This is a genomic window from Metabacillus lacus (assembly GCF_009674805.1).
Taxonomy (GTDB): domain Bacteria; phylum Bacillota; class Bacilli; order Bacillales; family Bacillaceae; genus Metabacillus_C; species Metabacillus_C lacus.
Genome location: NZ_WKKI01000025.1, coordinates 30,200 through 51,810, shown reverse-complemented (window position 1 = coordinate 51,810; position 21,611 = coordinate 30,200). Strand labels below are relative to the sequence as shown.

General features: G+C 40.9%; 27 protein-coding genes, 1 pseudogene and 1 riboswitch. Of the genes and pseudogenes, 19 read left to right on the top strand and 9 right to left on the bottom strand.

What is annotated here, in order from left to right:
- The 8 genes and pseudogenes from GJU40_RS13035 to GJU40_RS13000 all read left to right on the top strand — a co-directional run.
- A partial coding sequence (locus GJU40_RS13035; RefSeq protein WP_212029832.1) for an EndoU domain-containing protein occupies positions 1-494 on the top strand: 494 nt, incomplete at its 5' end.
- A gap of 14 nt (positions 495-508) precedes the next feature.
- Positions 509-967: a hypothetical protein gene (locus GJU40_RS13030; protein ID WP_154308301.1), complete on the top strand. Its 459-nt coding sequence runs from the start codon at positions 509-511 to the stop codon at positions 965-967.
- 301 nt (positions 968-1,268) lie between these two features.
- Positions 1,269-1,541, top strand: coding sequence for a hypothetical protein (locus tag GJU40_RS13025; RefSeq protein ID WP_154308299.1), 273 nt, complete (start codon positions 1,269-1,271; stop codon positions 1,539-1,541).
- A gap of 12 nt (positions 1,542-1,553) precedes the next feature.
- Complete coding sequence (locus tag GJU40_RS13020) at positions 1,554-2,009, top strand: hypothetical protein (RefSeq protein ID WP_154308296.1); 456 nt, start codon at positions 1,554-1,556, stop codon at positions 2,007-2,009.
- A 574-nt stretch (positions 2,010-2,583) separates the two neighbouring features.
- Positions 2,584-3,360, top strand: a complete 777-nt coding sequence (locus GJU40_RS13015) for a recombinase family protein (RefSeq protein ID WP_154308294.1) — start codon at positions 2,584-2,586, stop codon at positions 3,358-3,360.
- Positions 3,361-3,508: 148 nt separating this feature from the next.
- Positions 3,509-4,671: pseudogene (locus tag GJU40_RS13010) on the top strand (IS110 family transposase).
- A gap of 148 nt (positions 4,672-4,819) precedes the next feature.
- Entirely contained in the window at positions 4,820-5,071 is a 252-nt protein-coding gene (locus tag GJU40_RS13005; protein WP_154308292.1) for a hypothetical protein, read from the top strand.
- An 11-nt stretch (positions 5,072-5,082) separates the two neighbouring features.
- Positions 5,083-5,616, top strand: coding sequence for a hypothetical protein (locus tag GJU40_RS13000; protein WP_154308290.1), 534 nt, complete (start codon positions 5,083-5,085; stop codon positions 5,614-5,616).
- 368 nt (positions 5,617-5,984) lie between these two features.
- Here the strand turns inward: GJU40_RS13000 and GJU40_RS12995 are convergent, their stop codons facing one another.
- Positions 5,985-6,185, bottom strand: a complete 201-nt coding sequence (locus GJU40_RS12995; protein ID WP_154308288.1) for a helix-turn-helix domain-containing protein — start codon at positions 6,183-6,185, stop codon at positions 5,985-5,987.
- Between the two features lie 67 nt (positions 6,186-6,252).
- Between GJU40_RS12995 and GJU40_RS12990 the strand changes: the two genes are divergently transcribed.
- The gene (locus GJU40_RS12990) at positions 6,253-6,720 is read left to right on the top strand and encodes a hypothetical protein (protein WP_170289403.1); all 468 of its coding nucleotides are present in this window, start codon (positions 6,253-6,255) and stop codon (positions 6,718-6,720) included.
- Positions 6,721-6,735: 15 nt separating this feature from the next.
- On the top strand, positions 6,736-7,071 hold the full coding sequence (locus GJU40_RS12985) for an Imm32 family immunity protein (RefSeq protein ID WP_154308284.1): 336 nt from the start codon (positions 6,736-6,738) through the stop codon (positions 7,069-7,071).
- 329 nt (positions 7,072-7,400) lie between these two features.
- Here the strand turns inward: GJU40_RS12985 and GJU40_RS12980 are convergent, their stop codons facing one another.
- Positions 7,401-7,601, bottom strand: coding sequence for a helix-turn-helix domain-containing protein (locus GJU40_RS12980; protein WP_154308283.1), 201 nt, complete (start codon positions 7,599-7,601; stop codon positions 7,401-7,403).
- A gap of 741 nt (positions 7,602-8,342) precedes the next feature.
- Positions 8,343-9,275, bottom strand: coding sequence for an SH3 domain-containing protein (locus tag GJU40_RS12975; protein ID WP_170289402.1), 933 nt, complete (start codon positions 9,273-9,275; stop codon positions 8,343-8,345).
- 316 nt (positions 9,276-9,591) lie between these two features.
- On the opposite strand from GJU40_RS12975, the gene GJU40_RS12970 reads away from it, so the two are divergent.
- On the top strand, positions 9,592-10,152 hold the full coding sequence (locus GJU40_RS12970; RefSeq protein WP_154308279.1) for a hypothetical protein: 561 nt from the start codon (positions 9,592-9,594) through the stop codon (positions 10,150-10,152).
- A 67-nt stretch (positions 10,153-10,219) separates the two neighbouring features.
- The gene (locus tag GJU40_RS12965; protein ID WP_154308277.1) at positions 10,220-10,732 is read left to right on the top strand and encodes a hypothetical protein; all 513 of its coding nucleotides are present in this window, start codon (positions 10,220-10,222) and stop codon (positions 10,730-10,732) included.
- A gap of 16 nt (positions 10,733-10,748) precedes the next feature.
- Here the strand turns inward: GJU40_RS12965 and GJU40_RS12960 are convergent, their stop codons facing one another.
- The 3 genes from GJU40_RS12960 to GJU40_RS12950 are packed head-to-tail and all read right to left on the bottom strand — an operon-like array spanning position 10,749 to position 12,705.
- Positions 10,749-11,189, bottom strand: a complete 441-nt coding sequence (locus tag GJU40_RS12960; RefSeq protein ID WP_154308275.1) for a GNAT family N-acetyltransferase — start codon at positions 11,187-11,189, stop codon at positions 10,749-10,751.
- A gap of 53 nt (positions 11,190-11,242) precedes the next feature.
- Positions 11,243-11,983 carry an NADPH-dependent oxidoreductase gene (locus tag GJU40_RS12955; RefSeq protein WP_154308273.1) on the bottom strand — a complete coding sequence of 247 codons (741 nt, stop codon included), beginning with the start codon at positions 11,981-11,983 and terminating at the stop codon, positions 11,243-11,245.
- Positions 11,980-12,705 carry a tryptophan-rich sensory protein gene (locus GJU40_RS12950; RefSeq protein ID WP_154308272.1) on the bottom strand — a complete coding sequence of 242 codons (726 nt, stop codon included), beginning with the start codon at positions 12,703-12,705 and terminating at the stop codon, positions 11,980-11,982. Before GJU40_RS12950 ends, GJU40_RS12955 begins: the two co-directional genes overlap by 4 nt.
- Before the next feature lie 363 nt (positions 12,706-13,068).
- Here GJU40_RS12950 and spoIIID point away from each other — a divergent pair, with 363 nt between their 5' ends.
- Positions 13,069-13,344 (top strand): sporulation transcriptional regulator SpoIIID, encoded by a 276-nt coding sequence (gene spoIIID / locus GJU40_RS12945; RefSeq protein ID WP_343031545.1) that lies wholly within the window; start codon positions 13,069-13,071, stop codon positions 13,342-13,344.
- 147 nt (positions 13,345-13,491) lie between these two features.
- The gene (gene mreB / locus GJU40_RS12940) at positions 13,492-14,493 is read left to right on the top strand and encodes a rod shape-determining protein (protein ID WP_154308268.1); all 1,002 of its coding nucleotides are present in this window, start codon (positions 13,492-13,494) and stop codon (positions 14,491-14,493) included.
- Positions 14,494-14,531: 38 nt separating this feature from the next.
- Here the strand turns inward: mreB and GJU40_RS12935 are convergent, their stop codons facing one another.
- Complete coding sequence (locus GJU40_RS12935) at positions 14,532-15,011, bottom strand: DUF4825 domain-containing protein (protein WP_154308266.1); 480 nt, start codon at positions 15,009-15,011, stop codon at positions 14,532-14,534.
- A gap of 408 nt (positions 15,012-15,419) precedes the next feature.
- A complete protein-coding gene (locus GJU40_RS12930; RefSeq protein WP_154308264.1) occupies positions 15,420-16,295 on the bottom strand; it encodes an amidase in 876 nt (291 codons plus the stop codon).
- A 42-nt stretch (positions 16,296-16,337) separates the two neighbouring features.
- A riboswitch (cyclic di-GMP riboswitch) is annotated at positions 16,338-16,426 on the bottom strand.
- Positions 16,427-16,742: 316 nt separating this feature from the next.
- Between GJU40_RS12930 and GJU40_RS12925 the strand changes: the two genes are divergently transcribed.
- The 5 genes from GJU40_RS12925 (at position 16,743) to GJU40_RS12905 (ending at position 19,753) form a co-directional block, all read left to right on the top strand.
- Positions 16,743-17,582, top strand: coding sequence for a flagellar hook-basal body protein (locus tag GJU40_RS12925; protein ID WP_154308262.1), 840 nt, complete (start codon positions 16,743-16,745; stop codon positions 17,580-17,582).
- Positions 17,583-17,597: 15 nt separating this feature from the next.
- Positions 17,598-18,416: a flagellar hook-basal body protein gene (locus GJU40_RS12920; RefSeq protein WP_154308260.1), complete on the top strand. Its 819-nt coding sequence runs from the start codon at positions 17,598-17,600 to the stop codon at positions 18,414-18,416.
- A gap of 23 nt (positions 18,417-18,439) precedes the next feature.
- Positions 18,440-18,721, top strand: coding sequence for a DNA-directed RNA polymerase subunit beta (locus GJU40_RS12915; protein WP_154308258.1), 282 nt, complete (start codon positions 18,440-18,442; stop codon positions 18,719-18,721).
- Between the two features lie 89 nt (positions 18,722-18,810).
- On the top strand, positions 18,811-19,245 hold the full coding sequence (fabZ, locus tag GJU40_RS12910) for a 3-hydroxyacyl-ACP dehydratase FabZ (protein WP_154308256.1): 435 nt from the start codon (positions 18,811-18,813) through the stop codon (positions 19,243-19,245).
- A 241-nt stretch (positions 19,246-19,486) separates the two neighbouring features.
- Positions 19,487-19,753 (top strand): hypothetical protein, encoded by a 267-nt coding sequence (locus tag GJU40_RS12905; protein WP_154308254.1) that lies wholly within the window; start codon positions 19,487-19,489, stop codon positions 19,751-19,753.
- 56 nt (positions 19,754-19,809) lie between these two features.
- Here GJU40_RS12905 and GJU40_RS12900 read toward each other — a convergent pair whose 3' ends face one another.
- Positions 19,810-20,250, bottom strand: a complete 441-nt coding sequence (locus GJU40_RS12900) for a YwpF family protein (RefSeq protein WP_154308252.1) — start codon at positions 20,248-20,250, stop codon at positions 19,810-19,812.
- Positions 20,251-21,611: the final 1,361 nt, after the last annotated feature.

Here is a 21,611-nt window from a genome sequence, read left to right as displayed (position 1 = left end):
TTAAAGGGTATTTGTCTGAACCTTCAACTCAAAATAGTTATATCTATGCCATAAATAACCCAGTTAGTTTTATTGACCCTGACGGGGAAATGGCGAAACATGTGCAGACTGAGACAGCTGGTTTTGGGGGTTCGGCAATGGGGCGAACCATTAGAGTTCCTAAAGCAAAGGTTCAGAAGGCTCAAAATAAGGGTACAAGTAAAGCTATTAATTTACCTTCTTATAAAAAAGTAAGCATTGATATGGGGCATATTATGTCAGGGCACTCTAAAGCAGGTGGAAGAGCAGCACAAAGTGGAATGAAAGACTTATTCCCTAGTAATATGAGTCAAAAGCAAATAGAAAATGCTATTAGAAATGCTTATCAACATGGAAAGAAGGTAAAAACACAAGGAGATAGAGTAAAAGTACAAGGGAAAAGCGGTGGGATAACGATAGAAATGTGGGTTAATACCAAAACTAAAGTTATAGAAACTGCGTATCCTAAGTTTTAAGTGAGGTGAATATTGTGGATTTGGTAGAAATTGAAATTAACATATGTTTAGATACTTTATCTATAAATAATCGCAATGTTATTACTGGTGAAATCTACTTTTCATATAATGACCACTATTTTCCCGAAAAAGGTTGGGATGACTTTATTGTTGTGATTTTAACTTGGTGGCACAAAGCAATGATAAATTTAATTAGTAGTCGTCAAAATGGAATTGTTCAAGAATTTGAATTTATGGATGGACCATTATTAGTTAAAGGTATTAAATTATCAGATGATATTGTAGAATTGCAATTTATCAAAGAAAAGAAAGACTCTGAACACATTTTTTTTACATGTCAAACTAGTATCAAGAAATTTAAAAAAACTTTATTAAATAGTACCAAACAGTTATTGAAAGATATAAAAAAAAGAAATTGGCAATCAGACGATATCGAAGAATTAGAGAAAATGTGGAATATTTTAAAAAAATAAATAATAGTTACTCCAAAGGGTTTCCTTTGGAGTTTAATTTTTTATGGACGGAGTGCCGAATGAAGGATTTCATCGGGCGGTAAATCACATAACCAATGCTCCATTTGTATAGAGTATACTAAACTATCCTGAAGTACATTACTTTGAAAAATATGCCCTAATTCAATAAACATTTACTGCAGTTCCACCCGAAGCCGTTTGATACAATGGTGGTAGCTAAAATAACAGCTACCGCCATTACTTTTTGTAAAGAGTACGTTTTACTAAGGGTACGGGTAAGGTTACAAAAAACATATTTGGTATGGATGCTTCAAAAACTATTAAGGCTTCAGATTTAAGAAAATACGCTGAGTCACGTGGTTGGAAAAAAACGCAAACATCTAATGGACCAGAGAAATGGGTAGATAAAAATGGTATTGCAAGAATTACTATAAAGGGTGGTAGTGACAGAGCCCCTGGAAGTGCAGGACCTCATGTAGAAATAAAAAATTCTAGTGGTCAAAGAATTGACCCATTTGGTAATCCGGTAACACGGAAGAGTGCAGGTAACCATACTCCAATAATTTTTAAATAGAGGGGGTTTAGTATGGACTTAAAATGGTATTTATTTGAACATAGTTATTTGACAGGTATTATTATTGATCCAATTAGTTGTTCATTAACACTTCACATTGATGCCAAAATAACATATGAGCACCCTAAAGCAAATAGGGACAGTGGCGAAGAAAGTTTTGAAAATATAACTATTTTTTTTGAAGGTGTACAATATATAAGAATGATTAACAGTCTAAATTTACTCACCAATCCAAACGAGGATCTTGGTAGTATTGAGCAACTCCAATTAAAGAGTACAAATTCAATTAGTCATGGTTTATCAATTATTGAGAGTAAAAATAGAAGAATAATGTCTCTCGATTTATCAGAAGGTAATATAATTACCATGATTTCAACTTCAAAAAAACTATCTTTTCTCAACTTTGTTTCTGAATTGATAACATTTGAAATTGGTTATGAAAAATACGCTATTTTTTTAAGTGAATGATGTGATTTGAAATAACTACATGAAACCTTGAAGGGCTATTAGTCTTTCAAGGTTTTTTAATTTAGAAAGTAGCTTTTGGTTAGAAGAGGTATATGAGATTGCCATGATGTGATGAATAATAATTAAAACATTTACTACCCGACTTATATTTGCACACGAGAATGACAAAGAATGTAATGCTAAAGGTGGTAACATACGGGAATCACAAGGCAGGAGAGAAAAGAAGGGAAATAAGGATTTTAGAGTGGGACAAATAGAACCATTATTTATAACTCATGATGGTTGTACCGTCATGGAGTAACATGTTAATACGTGGATTGGCTGACAAATACGATAATTGGGCGAGATGACAATTTACATGGCAGGGGTAGCTATGACATGGAATAGCTGACAAACTAACGAGAATGACAAAGCTCGTGGCGATAAACAATGGGTAACGTAAAAAGTGATTCTTATTCTGCGTTGGCTAATAAATTTTTGGATTGTATTTTTACTAGAGACGGTCGTATAATACTCGCTATTCGTATAAAAAGCGTTACATAAATTGTAATTTTCGTAACGGGAGGGTGAAAAGTTGAACGTTGTTGGGTATTTACGAGTTTCAACACAAGGTCAAGCAAGAGACGGATATAGCTTGAAATATCAAGAAGATGAGATTAAAGCATACTGTGAAGAACAAGGCTTGAACTTGATACACATATTTAGAGATGAAGGAATTAGCGGTGCCAAATTGAATGAAGAAGCACTAGAAATAGACAGGGTGGGCTTACAGGAAATATTGGCTCACCTTTCGTCTATCCAAATACAGTATGTGGTGGTGCTAAACACAAGCAGATTATGGCGGTCGGATATTGTAAAGGTGTTGATACAACGAGAGTTGAAGAAATATGGCTGTGATATTAAAAGTATTAAACAACCATTTTACAGTATCCATAAGAAAGATCCAAATGCCTTTTTGGTAAACGGCTTAATGGAGTTATTAGACCAATATCAACGGCTTGAAATAGCACTCAAACTAACGAAAGGTCGAAATAAAAAGGCAAAGGAAAATGGATATGCAGGAGGACGGGTAACATTTGGCTATACGAAACAAAAGGGTGAAAAGGAATTAAAGATACATAACGGTCATGCAGAAGTAGTTAAACGGTTGTTTAAGCTTAAACAGCTACATAAGAAATGGTCACTATCTAGATTGGCAGAAGCATTAAATGATGAAGGGTATAGAACTACTCAAGGTAAGGCATTTACAAAAGTACAAGTGAAGCGAATATTAGACCGAGATAGCTTTTATCAAGGGGTGTATGCATACGGACAAATACAAGCAAATGGTAAACACGAAGCAATTATTTAATAAGCTAACTTAAAAAAAGCGCTTATTTTCTTTTATATTCTTATGAGGGCATGAAAATGGATAGGCTTTCGTACCAATGCGCACCGGATGGTGAACGCTCGAACTAAGGTTGCCGGCATTTTCATTTAATTGAATAGGGGATGAGAATATGCATGAAAAACAGAAACACTTGTATGTTGGAGTAGACTTGCATAAGCAACATCATGTGGCAGTGGTCATTAATTGTTGGCAGCTAGGGGAAATAAAGTTTGAAAATAAACCGTCCGCTTTCTCAACATTTTTACTAAATATTGATAAACTGATAGAAGAGGGATTGACACCTGTATTTGGTTTAGAAGATGTAGGTGGCTATGGACGAGCGTTGGCACAGTTTTTAACCGACCATGGACAGGTTGTGAAAGAAGTGAATCCAGCTCTATCATACGCTGAACGAAAAAGCCACATGACCACACAAAAAAGTGACAGCTGGGATGCGGAATGTGTGGCACGCATTTTGTTGAACAAACTGAACCATTTGCCTGACGCAAAACCGCATGATTTATTTTGGTCGATACAACAATTGGTCACTAGAAGAAATGCATTAGTAAAGGCACAAGGTGCTTTAAAGAACCAACTGCATATTCAATTGAGCCATCATTACCCGAGCTATAAAAAGTTTTTCTCAGAAGTGGATGGAAAAACGGCATTGGCATTTTGGAAACAATACCCGTCACCTTCAAGTTTAGACGGTGTAAGTGTGAAGAAATTGACCACTTTTTTATTAGAAGCCAGTAACAATGCATGTTCAGTGAAAAAGGCTAATGACATATTGAGGCTAGTGAAAGAAGATGGACATACAACAAAAGAACATCAAGAAACGCGAGACTTTCTAGTAAGAAGCATCGTTCGAGACATTGCGTTTAAAAAGAAGGAAATGAGCTATGTGGAGGGCGAATTAAAAGAGTTAATGAGTTTATTAGACTTTCAACTAGTCTCCATGCCAGGCATTGACCTCGTTACAGCATCTGCGATTGCGCCTGTTTACTTTGGCTCTGGTGGGAAAGGCAAGGAACAAAAAAGCAAGCAGGGAAATCGGGCGTTGCATGCGTTATTTTACAATTTAGCAGTCCAACAAGTGCAAGTAGCAAAAGAAGTAAATTGCCAAGGAACCCAGTATTTCATGCTTACTACCAACGCAAACTAAAAGAAGGTAAAACAAAAGGGCAAGCATTGGTTTGCATAATGAGAAGGCTTGTGAACATTATATACGGCATGATGAAGCACAAAACAGCCTATGAATTGCCGATAATGAAAGAGAAAGAAGTAGTTTAATAAGGTTTTAGACTGGCTGTTTTATTATTTAGTAGCTTTTAAGATTACAACATAGGGTATAGGTAATGCTGTACTTTCGAGTGGAAAAGCTAAGCATTTTTTAAACAGACATGGTTTTAATAATGTTAAAAATCAACTAGGGTTTGAATTGTCTAAGCGTTCTAGAAATGATGTAGCAAGAGATATAGCAGAAAGAAGTTTCTTTAATAAGAATTGGTCAAATTCGAAAATAACAGAGGCTACACAAATGGCATATAATCAGGCTCTACAAAGAGGAGCTACAAATGGGAGACATACTGTAACAGTTTTTGGAGAAAAAATAACTGTACAGCTAAATAATGGAACTTTCCAAACAGCGTGGGGGCAACATAAATATAAATTGTCTGATTTTGGTTTTTAGGAGTGAATTGATTGTTTTTAATAAAGTATAATATTCCAAATGAAGGTATTGATGATATCATAGAATTAGATGAAAGTAGTTTCGATGACGAATATGGGGAAATATATGGTCAATTTGAATTAAATTTTAACGAATACAAACAAGGATTTGTTCATGAAGAAATTCCATTTGGAAATGAGCTATTAATTTCATGGTTTAAACTCATAAATAAAGTAGTTTTAACGCTTAATACAAATGATTATGTTGCTTTTCCCATAATGGAAACTGATGACTACTGGATAGAATTAATTTGTAAAGAAGATTTAATTTCAGTAAAAAAAGTGAAAGATAACCATCATAAAAGAACTCTATATGAATTTATTATCACAAAGCCATTCGAAGAGTTTTCAGATGAATGGAAGACAACTGATATTAAAAGATTAGAATTTATCAATGAAGTTAAACTTAAAACTAAACAGTTTATTAAAGACGTTGCTACAATTAACAAAAATTTATTAAAATCGCAAAGTTTAAATGAATTAGTTTTAATTAATCAAAAGCTTTAAGTTGTTTTCCCTTTTTATTAAGTGGTAGTTAAATCACTTTTAAAGCCTTAGGAGATATACTCTTAAGGCTTTTTACATGGGGTGGAGTGCCGAATGAAAAGCACTAACCAATAAAAATTCACATAACCGATGCACTATATGTATAGAGTATTCCTAAATTATTCAGACGTACAAGACTTTGAAAAGTATGCCCTAATTTAATAAACTTCTACTGCAATTCCATCTCCAATATCATCAGTTACGTCCACGTTTAAAGTAAAATACCTACCCTTCACTTTCCCCCTGTCTAATAAAATACTTTTAAATTTATTCGCAACTTTCCCCCACATAGAACGATTACTAGCATGTAAATACCTTTTCCCTTGTTGCTATTCGATGATAATCAGTTCTTCCACCTTGATGTCCAATGCTTTACACACTCTTTCTAGCGTATCTAAGTAGACCCTATCCACCTTGTCCGAACAAAGGTGACTAATTGTGTTGGGGCGTAGGTTTGTTAATCGTGCCAATTCTCGCTGTGACATGTTTCGTTCTTTGATAATTTCATTCAGATTTAGCCGTATTGTCATGTGTTCCCCTGATACGATGGGACAGGTACATTGTCCCAATAATGAAGACAGCCAACTTAAAGGGTATTTGTCTGAACCTTCAACTCAAAATAGTTATATCTATGCCATAAATAACCCAGTTAGTTTTATTGACCCTGACGGGGAAATGGCGAAGTTCGTGCGAGCTGAATCAAGTGGGGTTGGGTTTGGGGCTCCTGCAATGGGGCGGAGCATTAAAGCTCCTTTAGCAAAGGTTCAGAAGGCTCAGAATAAGGGTACTAGTAAGGCTGTATCTGATTTAGATAAAATAAAGTCATTAATAAAAAATGGTAAAATAAAAGGAAATAATATTATAAGCAAGATTGATGATAATACTCAGGTAATATTTAGAAAAGATACAGGTAAAAATGCACATCCAATAAAGCCGAAGTATCCTAATGCAGTAGACCATTACAATGTAGAAATACAAACTAAAACCTCTGCTGGTAAATGGAAATCTAGAGAGTCATATCATATTATAGTGGATAAGAATGGAAATATTATTGATAGATTTTAGAAGGGGGATAATGTTGTGAAATATTTGATTGATATCGAAAACGATGAAAATGATGACTTTGAAAGATTTGCAGATAATGTAGGTGTTTTACAAGTTTTTGATAGCAATGGAAACGAAATAACTAAGTCATCAAAAATATCATTATTTCTAAGCAAAAATGCCCTAATAGGCTTAGGAACTGAGTTGATTAGATTGGCTCATAATTACAAAGAAGGAAGACATTATCACCTAGAACCAGCAAGCAAAGAGATGACAGTTCAAACATTGGGGGTTTTTCTTACACCAGATAGTTGTGAACTTATAGTGGGTTGTAGTGATGAAAAAGTTATTGATGAATATTTTAAAGATTAGAGGATTAAAAATTTAAAATAGACCCTAAACCTTGATTGGCTAAATGCCTTTCAAGGTTTCTTTTTTGTTAGTAGGGCTACCGAGTGACGAATAATTCATATTTTATACAGAGAATATGAGTAACCCCTGTAAGCCCCATATTATGTTTTTACGAATTATATAGTACGTACAACAACTGTAAATTTTATGCCCTACTTTATGTAATGTATCTTCTGAAAATAATCACAAAATCATTAGTTACCACCATTTCTATTTTTCAAAACTCTACCTTCATTTTCCCCCTGCCTTTTAAATTTTTCGCAACGTACATAGAACGATTACTAGAGAGGCTACTCCACCTCGATTAACTCCTGAATGTCGATGTCTAACACTTTGCATACTGTTTCTATTGTTGAAAGATAAACTCTGTCCACATTGTCTGAACAAAGATGACTGATTGTATTTGATCTCAGCCCTGTCATTCGTGCCAATTCACGCTGTGAAAGGTCACGCTCTTTAAGGATTTCCTTGAGTTTAATTGATATTGGCATGGTAATACCCTTTCTCCTCTTTATGTTACTTTTACGATACACAATAAATTTGTATCGTTAAAGCCGCATACAATGAATTTATATTAAATATAGCGGCTAAGCGTTACGTTAATCTTAAGTGGGACGAAGGGACAGGTACAATGTCCCAAACGCTTTTTAAAATATTTTTACCCCTAGATGAACAGTAGAAGCAGAGTGATGCTCTTAATTTAAAATGAGAAGTATTTCCGTTTTTAGCTGGTTGAACCTTTGCGGGAATGCAGTCTGTATGCCGCATTCAATATTGAGGAAGTTTTGAGCTTTTTGAAGAGGATAGAGACGGATTTCCTCCGTCGAGGTAATTTTTACCCCAATCCGGTGCTTAAGCAGAAATACTCCATCTATTCCTTCGTCAGCATCCCCATCAACTGAAGATAAGCGGAGAAATTCCGGTTAAACTCAAAATGAAGCTCTTTTGAGGCAATATAAGCGGAAGAATTCCGGTTAAGTCAATAAAAACCGTCCATTTTGAGCTTTTTGAAGAGGATAGACGGAACTCTTCCGCCTATTGAGGTGATTTTCACCTCAATCTGCTGCTTAAGCGGAAACCCTCCGTCTATTCCTTCGTCAGCATCCCCATCAACTGAAGATAAACGGAAGAATTCCGGTTAAAGCTAATAAAACATTTATTTTTCACTCGTAACTAAAAACAGGGCATCCACCAAAGCATGGAAACCCTGTTTTATCATCTCAAGAAACCCCTCACACATCCTTCAAATTCACCCAGCCTGTTTTGCCTCCTGGGGCTGTTACCTTTATCCAGAAAGGTTCAGGCTGATTGTAGGTGAAGTAGACGTCAGTGACGGTTACGGGTGTGCCCTTGGTGAGGGTGGCGACAGTCCGGTAGGTGTCGCTCGCGCCCGACCTCAAGGCGGCCTTGCTGGATGTGATGGTGTATTGCTTGTTCATCATATCACGGTAGTAATGGGCGGTGACCTCATAGCCGGTCCAGCCGGTTTTTGTAAAGCCCGGGCCGTATGAGATTTTGGCTACTGGGTGGTCGTAGCCGGGACCGTCAAAGATAGCGGTAATTTTTACGGGTGTGCCATAAGCAAGGCTGTCTACTCTCTCCATCAGAGCAGCAGTTGCGGATACTTTTGCCGGATGCTGCGGGTGAGAATACACGACTTTGGTCGCGACTTCCGTTTTCACCTGAGGAAGGCGCAGCCCATCCAGCCTGACCCATCCCGATCCAGTAAGACCTCTCAGCGGATTGGTGACTTTGACCCATTTTTCGCCTTTTCGATTGGTAAAAGAATCAATTACAAAAGCAGATGTACCGTTTGATAGCGTGCCGGAAATCCTATAAGAAGTATCGGCACCCCGTCGGATATTCACATTGCCGGATAATGGCTGAACCTCCACACCGTTAATACCAAAGGCACGCAGATGAGCGGATTTTATCCAGCCTCGCGCAGATTTTGACTGAACCTGAAGCCACTTTTCACCTCTGTTATTAGTAAAGGACGAAATAACCAGCAGTTCTTCATTAGCCTTCAACGTCGTTGTCACAGCATAGTCCGCTGTGGCCCCCCTATGTAAATGAATTGATGAGGCCGTTCTCCCAAAAAAAGGCTCAGCGGCAGCGCTTGCTGAACTGACTACACTGAAAAAAAAGACAGATATAAGAGACAATAGCAATAATATTTTTTTCAATATGCTCCCCTCCTCCTCTCACTAAATACCCAATTCCAATATAATTAAGCTGTTTATCCTAAAGAAAATATAAAAAAGGAAAAACGGGGAATATGGTAGAAAAAAGAAAACATATGGAGCAGGAAGAAGAGCAGGGTATGCGATAAGCAACAGCAGAAACAAGGGAGACAAGCACCATTTTAGGTTAATTTTACCTTTACATAACTGACTCGCTAAATTAATAGGGATGCTATAAAAAGTTAATAAATAACCTTTAAGCTTAAGACTGCAAGAAAAATTGAAAGGGTGACATATAATGAAAAAGCTTCAAGGCGGGTTAGCAGCACTTCTTCTATTCCTCACATTATTCACAGGTATTGGACAGGCAGCGGCATATGAATGGAATATGTACAGCTCCAGCATGCAGTATATCGCAACGGGCCAGCAGTATTCTTACAAGTCATGCGGCAGCGTCAAAAATTCCGCACAGGGACATTACCGTCTGCCCAACACAACTTCCGCACAAACACTTGCAACATGGAAGGTAGGATCCGGAAATATCGCGCTGGACTTTGGCGACTGCTCTACATACGGCATCACGCACATTTTATCCCGCCATGTTCCTGAACAATTTATAGGAAATATCACAAGGACTCAGTCATTTTTCAGGCCGGGTCAGTCTATCGCATCCATTCAAACTCTGGTATCTGACACAATCAATGCCAACAAAACACAAATCGCAGCATCTGGATACACGAGCAGCGGCACAGCGGTTTACGGATCCTGGAATGGCAACAAAGTGAAGCTTGTGATTAAAGGCGGAAAAGTGATCACCATGTATCCTGACGGCTGGGGCCTTGGCCAGGATCTTCGCTGAAGACAGTAGATTGTGCTCGCCAGCCGGCGGGCTTTTTCTTTACAATAGCAGAAAGGGAGTGATGGTGATGATTATAGTGGAAAGTTATTTCCTGAAACCGAACACTGTGGTAAAGTCTCTATCTTCTGAGTACTTTATCTCTCTGGATCAAACAGAGCAGCTTCAAAAACAGCTGAACTTAAGGCAGCCAGTTTATCCCGGCTACATTTCTTTACATGATGAACATCACCAGGCGCTCGGCTTGGAGTATCATGATAGTGTGGACGGATTGTGGCTGGGGATACTATCTATATTGGAGAGCTTGGCGGAGAAGGGGCACGGCTATGCCGGCTTTACTTATCAGTCGCTGATTCTGCAGATGAAAATCAGTGAAGAGGGGATGCTGATGACGGAAATTCTATTTAAGGATTCTGTTCAGCAGCGCGCTGAATTTCCGGGAAGAGAGGCAGTCAGAGGCCTGATAGCAGGGGCAGAAATCTTTTTTGAAACAGTTTTTTCGCTTCCGCTTCAATTGTTTGAGTTTGAGAAAGAAGAAATCAGAAACAGGGTACACAAGCTGAAGGAGCTGACAGCAAAATAACCGGGGATAGGCCCGGTTATAATGTGAGTGTATAAAAGTAAGTTTCTTTCTCTTTTTTATATCCGAGAGACTCATAAAGTGCCTGCGCCCGGGTATTATCCATCGCAGTCTCCAGCTGCAAGCCCGCAGCTTCTGTAAAGATCGCGTGCTCTTTTGCTGCATTCATCAGTGCTTTTCCTGCACCTGTGCGGCGGTGCTTGCTGTTGACAAATAAATCATTTAAAAGCCATTTGCACTGCATGCCTATTGAAGTGAAGATGGGGTACAGCTGCACAAATCCAATTGGTGTGTCCCCCTCATGGGCGAGAAAAATCACAGATTCATTGTTTGCGATTCTGTCAGTGATAAAAGCCTTCGCTGCCTTCACATCAGACTCCTTGTTGTAAAACACTCTGTACTCATCGAATAACTGTGCAACAGCGTCTAAATCATCCAGGCCCGCTCTTTTTATTTCCATAAATAATCGCCTCCTATACACTTCGTCTATTCTACAAATTCGTATGTAATCCTCTAATTTTCATCTCTTTTTATGTTTTTGCAGGAATAGCCCTGCTGCTGGAGCATGTCGGCTATGTGATCGTAATAAGGCTTTTCATAAAAGGAAGCAACGCGCGCTGTCCATGATGTGCCAAGCCTCTCCTGCATTGTGTGGTTGTAATTGAACAGATGAAGCTTTGTATTGGAGCTGTCATACTGCTCTTCATGATAAACTGCTTCTCTCGGCAGCCTTGGTTTTTGTCCGGGATTCTCCGCCGGATAGCCAATGCACAGGCCGGCAATTGGTATCACATATTCCGGCAGCTTTAAGAGATCTATCACCTCAAGCGGATTTCGCCGGATTCCGCCAATCGGCACTGTTCCGAGACCAAAGGATTCCGCAGCCGTGATGGCATTTCCCATGGCCAGCCCGACATCCGTCGCACCGACCAGCAGTGCATCCACATCATCAAGAGCCTCCAGCTGAGGGATGCCTTCCATTTCACCTGCCAGCTTGCTTCTGTAAAAATCCGCACAGAATATGAGGAAAATCGGTGCCTGCTCAATGTGAGCCTGATTGCCGCACAGTTCAGCAAGCTGCCATTTTTTTCTCGTGTTTTTTACAGCAATGATAGAAACCTGCTGCCCGTTAATCCATGAAGGTGCTGACTGGGCAGAGTCAATAATGGAATGAAGATAAGCCTCTTCAACAGGCTGATCCGTGTAGGACCGGAAAGACCGGTGATTGCTGATCATCTGTATAATATTATTCATATTCTTTCCCCCTTGAATCTTTTCAGCAGCTTCCATCCAATTGCAGCAGCCAGAACTGCGCTCATGGTTCCAGCCGTAATCACGATGACGGCCAGATGGTGTTGATTTACGATCAGGGCAATATAGCCCCATATAAATACTGCAGGAAAAATAATGTCGTCATGAGCATGCATGAAAAACAGTGCGATGACTCCTCCAACACCGATCATGATGCTGGCCCAGGCAAGTTCGCCAAGTCCAAGAATCTGGTTAATATTATTATGCTCCAGAACAATGAACATGTCTACAATGGCGGCTACAGACATCCAGGCAATGAAGAAAGAAAATGGCACCCTGAAGAAAATGGTGGTGTTTTCCGCTCGTTGAATAGTCGTGTAAATTACCATCAGAACAATCAGGGCCCCCGTTATAAAGAAAATCGCGGCCGTCGTGCTGACCGTGAGACTGAGAGCGCTGATGACAAGGCTGATCGGTACCAGCCAGCCGACTCTGCGATAAGCGCGCAGATCATGTTCCTTGGCGGTAAACATTTTGATGATCCAGATCAAGATCAGCAAATAAATAAGGCCCCAGATTGAAAAAGCGTAAGGGGCAGGCGTAAAGATGGTCTCCTGTGTTTCATCCTGACGCAAATCTTCTCCCTGTGAAGAGAAAAAGGAAATGTAGATGATGAAAAGAAATCCTCCGATGTTTGCAGCTTTTATCCATAGATCCTTTTTCATAGCGGCTCCTTTCCGTTCTAAAAAGATGTAGTAACCCTTACCCCAACAGCAGAGCAGCTAGTCAACATTTCTTGGGAAATATGCTGATCAATATATAAAAAAGTTGTCAAAACATAGCATGCATACTAAAAAAACCTACAAAACCCTTGTCCCTCTTGACATTTGTAGCATATATCCCGACACAAGCTAATATGATGTTACAAACCTAACAAAGAGAGTGTTTGAGGTGAGGGATCGTGGTTGTTTATTGTGGACACAGCATAGAAGGCATTTTCAGACGTATCAGCATACATACTGCTAAGTTATATTGGAATACGAGTCTCATTTCACACTTCTCACATCCATATAGGGAGGTCGAGTGGTGTGCACGATTACATCAAAGAACGCACAATCAAGATTGGAAAGTATATCGTGGAGACAAAAAAGACAGTTCGTGTGATTGCGAAGGAGTTTGGAGTTTCCAAAAGTACTGTCCATAAGGATTTAACAGAGAGGCTGCCTGAAATAAACCCGGAACTTGCCAATGAAGTGAAGGAGATCCTCGATTATCATAAATCAATCCGCCATCTGCGGGGAGGAGAGGCCACGAAAATGAAATACAAAAAGGAAGATATCCTTCAGGAGGAAGTACTGAAATAAGTGAATATCCTCAAAAGTAAGAAAGTTTTCACATTTAATTGTAAATTTCATACTTTTCCCAAAAGATTATGATACAATATGAAATTAGGGTAGAGAATGGATTTTTCGTCTATTGAATGTGAAGTTTGCAAGGAGGATATAAAAAAGATGTTTGCTAGGGATATTGGAATCGACCTTGGTACAGCGAACGTGTTAATTCACGTGAAAGGAAAGGGTGTAGTTCTAAACGAGCCTTCAGTAGTAGCAATGGACCGCAATACCGGGAAAGTACTGGCGGTCGGAGAAGAAGCACGAAGAATGGTTGGACGTACACCTGGGAATATAGTTGCGATTCGTCCGTTGAAAGACGGTGTGATTGCTGATTTTGAAGTAACAGAAGCGATGTTAAAACACTTTATCAACAAATTGAATGTGAAAGGCATTTTTTCAAAGCCCCGCATGCTCATTTGTTGTCCGACAAACATTACATCTGTAGAGCAAAAAGCAATCAAAGAAGCTGCTGAAAAAAGCGGCGGAAAAAATGTGTTTCTTGAAGAGGAACCAAAGGTAGCAGCCATCGGCGCCGGCATGGATATTTTCCAGCCAAGCGGCAACATGGTTGTGGACATTGGCGGCGGTACGACAGATATTGCTGTATTATCCATGGGCAGCATCGTCACCGCCTCTTCAATTAAGATGGCAGGGGACAAGTTTGATGCTGAAATTCTCAGCTACATTAAGAGAGAATACAAGCTCTTAATTGGGGAAAGAACCGCAGAAGAAATCAAATTGAAAGTAGCAACTGTATTCCCAGGCGCGCGTAACGAAGAAATATCCATCCGCGGGCGCGACATGGTCTCAGGTTTGCCCCGGACAATCACAGTGAGTTCACCAGAAATTGAAGAAGCGCTCCGTGAATCTGTAGCCTTTATCGTGCAGGCTGCAAAAAGTGTTCTCGAACGCACACCACCTGAGCTGTCAGCAGACATCATCGACCGAGGCGTGATCCTAACAGGCGGCGGCGCACTCATCAGCGGAATCGACCAGCTTTTGCAAGACGAACTTAAGCTCCCCGTACTGGTTGCTGAAAACCCAATGGACTGTGTAGCCATCGGAACAGGCATTATGCTTGATAACGTGGACAAGCTCAGCTCCAGGAAATTTGCATAAAAAGAAAACAGCCGGCGACTGCACGGCTGTTTTTTTTACTAAAATAATTGCGCTAGATTTTCCTGTGTATTGTACTCTTTCAGCAGCTGCTTCAGCTCTTCTTCATTCTCAATGGAGGAGAGTTTCTTTTTGAACAATGCTTCCAGACTCTTTTTCTCTACTGTGTATTCATCATGCGGAAATTGAAAGGTGACCCATTCTGCGTTTTGTATCAGCGTGAACAAATAGGAAGCGTTATTGAATGCAGTTTCCTTGCTTTCCTCTTGAAGATTTTCAGCTTGAAGTTCCTTATATTGAACAGTGATTCCATATGGCTTTTCGCTGGTATGGAGAGATATTTTGTCCAGCTCCCCATGAGAATTCAGCTGGCGCAGGATACTCCCAACCGCACTGTTGTCGCCAACATAAGAATGCTGATATTGAAACACATCTGTTTTTGCGTCAGCATCGCTGCTGCAGCCGCTGATCAAGGCTGCAAGCGTAACAGCTGACAGAATCGTGATAGCAAATTTTCTCATGAATTTCCCTCCCCGTACTTTTCAGCTTTAGTTTATCATAAAAGTAACCATTATTTTCCGGAAAAGTAAGATCAAGTCCGAAAAAATACGAAGGGTTATTTTGTTCCTCGTTGTATTTAAAAGTCACCTTATCCTAAAAAAATAAGCGTAAGGATTCCGGTTATTTTCAAATTGGCCCAATCTTTAGGGGAAATAAGGGAGTGAATTCCGCTTAAGCTGTGAAAATACTCCATTTAGCTGTTGTGTAGGTGCATTGACGGAATTTCTCCGTTTATTTGAGACTTCCTTCGTTGTTACTTCTGAATAGGCTGAATTCCTCCGTTTATATGTGTAGGGCGGCTCTCCATCCTTTCATGAAAAATAACTAAAAAAAGCCCGTCCGGTTTCCCGGTTCAGGCTATATGTTTATTATAGTTCTTTCCAGCTCCACATATGATGAACGGCATGGCCGTAATAGCTTCCGGTCTGCTGAAAAGCTTCTTGCACAAGATTGAGTTCATTGTTCAGCTTATTCTGCCCGTGCTGATAAAAGCTCAAATAGTCACCTTCGGAGGACTGCATCGTTTCGACACCAATCTGGACACGTTTTCCGTGAAGTGCAGCACTTTGAATTTCCTGCTGTGCATGCTGAATGATGCCGTTTGGCCCTTGAGCAAAATTGCGGTAGGCCATGATGGTGACAAAATCTGTGTTCATAATAATCCATTCTGCAAGATTGCCGGTTCCGTATGTGTTTTTGTAAGTATGTTCGTCAAACCAGAAGGGAATGTCAGCGCCAAAAGAAATTTGCAGGCTTTTTGCTGTTGTGTAAGCTGTTGAAATGATCTTCTGGTAATTTAGGATAGCTGTCGCACGCTTGGAATTCCAAGTGGTTGACAGGTAAGGTTCGACATCCAGATGCAGTCCGGCAAAGCGCTGATGAGGCTGCGAGGCTGCCTGATAGGATTTCACCCAGTTCAGATAGTTGTTAAAAGCTGTTGTATTTTCCACCCAGCGCGGCGCACCGTCAAGGGCGTGAACAGAGATACCGAGCGAAGACGCTTTAGCAATAAAGCTTTGATATTTGGAAACGGCGATGCTGGAGTTAATTTGAAGATACACATCAGTGACATTTTTCTCTGTGAGAAAATTAAAAATCTCAGCTTCTTTTGTAGTAATTGAGGCAGTGTCCCAAAGCCAAGTTGCGACAGGCTTTGAAGTAATAGCTTGTGATGTTGCAGGCATAGCGGTTAAAACTCCCAACGACAAAAGTACTGAAAGCAGGGTACATAACAGTTTTTTCATTTTCTTCTCCTTCTTGAAGCCCAGCAGCTCAAGAAGAAGAGCTCTGGCAACCTGGCAATCATGCGGGAATGCACCCGTTTAGACCCATGGCTTTGCGTCCCTGCCTTTCAGCAGGTTTGCCTTTTTCAGTTGTTATTTTTGTAAATTAAAGTAATTATAGCGAAAACAGTGAGAATGTTAATGGGTCAAAAGTAGCTAAAAAAATAAAAAAAAGGCACCTGATATTCTCAGATGCCATCAAAAAGAGAAGCTGACGGGAATCAGCCCTCAACACAATTTGAAAAGGGACAATTTCTTGTCCCTTATAAAGATTTCGTCATTTCTGCCGATTTTATGGGTATAAGGAATAATTTTTATCGACTTTTTTAAAAAATAATTACTGTGTCTGGGAAATATGTACTTTATAATAAAAGAAAAACTTTCCAAACTACTAAAGGTGGAACAATCATGCTAAAAGGCTTCTATACCGCTGCTTCCGGAATGATTTCACAGCAGCGCCGCACGGAAATGCTCACAAACAACATCGCCAATGTGAATACACCGGGCTACAAAGCAGATCAGAGCAGCATTCGCTCTTTTCCGGAAATGCTGCTGCAGCGGACAGAGAGCAGCAGTCTGCCTGTTAAAAACGGTGCTTCCTTCGGGTCTGCCTCAAGCCTTGGACCCATACCGCTCTCGACAGGAGCTTATATGCAGGAAATGGTTCCGTTAACTGCGCAGGGTGACCTGAGGGAAACAGGTTCAAATTCTGACCTGGCTCTGCTCGAGCTGAATGTTCCCCTGTTTCCAGAAACCAATCAAAAAGGAATGCTGTTTTTTGAAGTTCTTCAGGACGATGGAACGAGGGCTTACACAAGAAACAGCCACTTTGATATAAATAATCTCGATCAGCTTACCTCGGGCGGATTACCGCTGCTCTCCACAACAGGAGAGCAAATCATTGTAAAAGGTGATTTTGAAGTAACAGCACAGGGGGAAGTGCTGTCAAACGGCATCAGCGCAGGCAGAATCAATGTTGTGCTTGCTGATGATGTCAGATTGCTGATGAAGAGAAATGACGGGCTGTATGCAGTTGAAAATAACGGTGTGCTGCAATCTGCAGTGAATAATCCGGAAGTCAGCTACAGCATCCGCCAGGGCTATGTGGAAGGTTCAAATGTGGACGTGACGAAAAACTACGCTGATATGATGACGGCCTACCGGGCTTTTGAGGCCAATCAAAAGGTGCTTCAAGCTTACGACAGAAGCATGGAAAAAGCGGTTAATGAAATCGGACGTTTAAGATAATAGGGGGAAAACAGTATGCTTCGGACGATGGTCACAGCCTCTAATACCATGTATCAGCTTCAAAAGCAGCTGGATGTTATCGGAAATAATATCAGCAATATTGATACGCAGGGCTTTAAAAAAGAATCAGCGAGCTTTGGGGAAATGATCCGCCAGCAAATGGACAACCAGCCGCAGGAGAAAAACGAGCTTGGGCGCTCTTCAGCAATGGGACTGCGTGAAGGCAATGGTGCGCACCTGAACATCAAAACGGTGTTCTCGCAGGGAATTGTGAAAAAAACGGATAGAAACCTTGATCTTGCTTTTGCCGAACAGGATCAGTTTCTCCAAATCAGTACAGAAAACGGGATCCGTTACACGAGAGATGGAGCGCTTTATCTGTCGCCGGCCGCTGATGGCAGACTGATGCTGGCGACAGCAGAAGGGCTCCCGGTTTCGGACAGCGAAGGCAACCCAATTCTTCTTGAAGAAAATTTTAAAGATATAGTCATTTCAAAGCAGGGCGTTCTTACTACAGTTCCGGCAGTACCTGGAGGCCCTGTGCAGACCGCTCAATTAGGTATTGTGAAAATAACTTCTCCTCAGCACCTTGAAAAAACGGGCTCAAATTTATATGCTATAGATAACAACAGACCGTTAGATGAAGTGCTTCAACTGTTAAATGGCCCGCTCCGCAATGAAGTGAATGTGCAGCAGGGTTTTCTGGAATCCTCCAATGTGGACTTATCCAAGGAGATTTCTGATTTAATGATAGCTCAGCGCTCCTTTCAGATGAATGCAAAATCCATCAGTATTGGAGATCAAATGCTAGGGCTCATTAACAGCGTAAGATAACGGGCTCAAAGGGGAATCCAATATTGTCAGCTAAAGGTGCACTAAAAACACGAGAAGAACATAAAAAAATCAAAAGCAGCGAAAGAAAAGGGAAAAAAACACGCACAAAGCCTGTAAAAGAAAGCTATAAGGTGCGCCTCATCCCAATTCCGGTACGTGTTTTGCTTGTGCTCCTTGGCATGGCTGCTGCAATCGTCCTTGGTGCAATCATCGGCTATGGCATCCTGGGGGAAGGCGAGCCTCTTGATGTGTTTAAAAGAAGTACATGGCAGCATATCATTGACCTTGTCGTTAGAAATCAATAAAATACTATACGTGATGAAAAAGGAAGGGTTTTCCCTTCCTTTTGCCGTATAAACAGAAGTACATATTCCATGTAAAGGGGTTATAAAACATGCTGGACATTCAAGCTATTCAAGAAATCATTCCGCACCGCTATCCGTTTTTGCTGGTGGATCGAATTTTGGAAGTAGAAGAAGGAAAACGCGCAATTGGGATTAAAAATGTATCAGCCAATGAGGAATTCTTCAGCGGCCACTTTCCGAACTATCCGGTTATGCCCGGAGTGTTGATTGTAGAGGCGCTCGCACAGGTGGGAGCGGTCGCCATGCTGAAAATGGAAGAAAATCAGGGCAGGCTTGCCTTTTTTGCGGGTATTGATAACTGCCGTTTTAAAAAGCAGGTGAAGCCCGGCGATCAGCTTCGTCTGGAAGTGGAGATTCTCCGTCTGCGCGGCTCTCTTGGAAAAGGAAAAGGTGTCGCAACAGTAGATGGCCAAGTTGTTTGTGAAACAGAAATTATGTTCGGACTTGGTGAAAAAAACCAATAAAGTACTGCTAATTACATTAAATTTTAAGTAATAAGGACAATTTTTCCAGTTATCTAGGAAAATTGTCCTTTTATTCTGTGGTCGAGTTTACTTCAATTGTAAGACGGATATATAAAGGGTGTAGCGCTCACAAAAGAAAACAATTAGAAAACTATAGGTGAATGTCCGAGGATGAACAGGGCACCCTATAAAAAGACCGTCTAAACTATAATAATAAAAGGTCGCGAAAGGAGAATGGAAAATGAGTAAAAAATGGACACTAAAGCTTACAGGTTCTGTGCTTGCAGCTATGTTGGTAGCGGGTTGTGCGAATGATCAGGATCCAGCGCCTCCGGAAGACAATAACAACATGGAGCAGGAAACTCCTCCAGCAGATGACGGCGGTATGCCTGGAACTGAAAATGACATGGAAAACGATATGGAAACAGATATGCAAGATGGTACAGATGAGGACGGCATGACAGAAGAGCCGATTCTTGAGAACGACGATGACGAGAACAACAACTAATTAGTGTGATAGTTGAAAAAGCAAAGCCTCCGGGCTTTGCTTTTTTGTGTGAATTACTATGATTTAGACATGACTCGTTTTTCATAATAAAGTTCGTTGAATGTTTCGAGCAGGGCATCGCCTGACAGGCCGTCATCCACAAGGGATTTTAGCAGTTCTTCAGGGTCAACGTTGGAGCGGGATGTGAGCATTTTGCCTTCAAACAGAATGGATACATGGTTGTCCAGCGTCATCATGCTGGAGATGGTTGCTTGCAGTTTAGCAGGATTGTTGCCTTTTTTAGAGATGGTTACATACAGGCAGAGATCTTTGTTTTTGGCGTGATAGGGGGCAAAGTCTGATTCATAGGTTTTATCGAGAAGCGCTTCGATCATCCAGCGGTTTTCTCCGTCTTCGCGGTTGATGATGAGTCCGTCTGACAGAGGGTATTCTTTTAGGGGTTTGTCTTGCTGTTCGCTTTGTTCTACTTTTAGTCCAACCAGTTTGAATGTTTTCATGAAGGCCACCTCGTTTTCCGTGGAATTTTCCTTATTATAACATAGATTGGGGAATGTTCTACCTTGAGAAAAGCCGGAGTGGTTAGGTTGAGCATAGTTCGTTCCATTTCGCTGCAGACACTTGCTTTCCGCGGGGAGGGAGCTGAGCCTCCTCGGCTTTGCCTGCGGGGTCTCAGCCTTCCCTCATATCCCGCAGGAGTGGAGTGTCTTTCGCTGCATTGCACTTTTGGTTGGTAGTTTGCTTGTAGACTCTATCAGGACCGTTCTACCTTGTCATTAAAGATTGAAAAGCCAAAATAATTACATTGAACATGTCCGTTCCATTGCGCTGCAGACACTTGCTTTCCGCGGGGAGGGAGCTGAGCCTCCTCGGCTTTGCCTGCGGGGTCTCAGCGTTCCCTCCAGTTCCCGCAGGAGTCAAGTGTCTTCCGCTGCATTGCACTCTGGTTGATTAGCTAGTTTTGTGGTTCTAGGGGAAGCGTTCTACTTTGGCTGAATTAAGAGAATGAAAAGCCTGAGTGATTAGGTTGAACAAGTTCGTTCCATTGCGCTACAGACATTTGCTTTCCGCGGGGAGGGAGTTGAGCCTCCTCGGCTTTGCCTGCGGGGTCTCAGGCTTCCCTCATATCCCGCAGGAGTCAAGTGTCTTCCGCTGCATTGCACTCTTGGTTGATTACAACATTTAAGAGCTCTATGGGTCGATGAAGCACAAAACAGCTAGAAAAAGTCAGCAAAATGTCCTTCAGGAGGGCGATGAAGGACAAAACAGTGAAGAAAAGTCAGCGAAATGTCCTTCATAAGCTCGATGAAGGACAAAACTGGGTGAAAAGTGAAGCGAAATGTCCTTCATAAGGGTGATGAAGGACAAAACTGGGTGAAAAGTGAAGCGAAATGTCCTTCATAAGGGTGATGAAGGACAAAACTGGGTGGAAAAGCCAACGAAATGTCCTTCATAAGGTCGATGAAGGACAAAACTGGGTGAAAAGTGAAGCGAAATGTCCTTCATAAGGGTGATGAAGGACAAAACTGGGTGGAAAAGCCAACGAAATGTCCTTCATAAGCTCGATGAAGGACAAAACTGAGTGGAAAGTTAACAGAAATGTCCTTCATGAGCCCGTTGAAGGACAAGTTTGAGGCCTCCTCGGCTTCGCCTGCGGGGTTTCAGCAAGCCCTCTGTTGCCGCAGGTTATAGTGTCTTCCGCTGCTTGCACCGTAATAACCCAGCCCCCGAACAAAGAAGCATAAATCACCCAAAAGTTAATATATCACCATGCGATACTCCATAAAAGTCTTCCAAAATAAGAATACCCCCTATCAACTAATGCAATATGATCCAAAGAAACAGGATTACCTTCATTTTT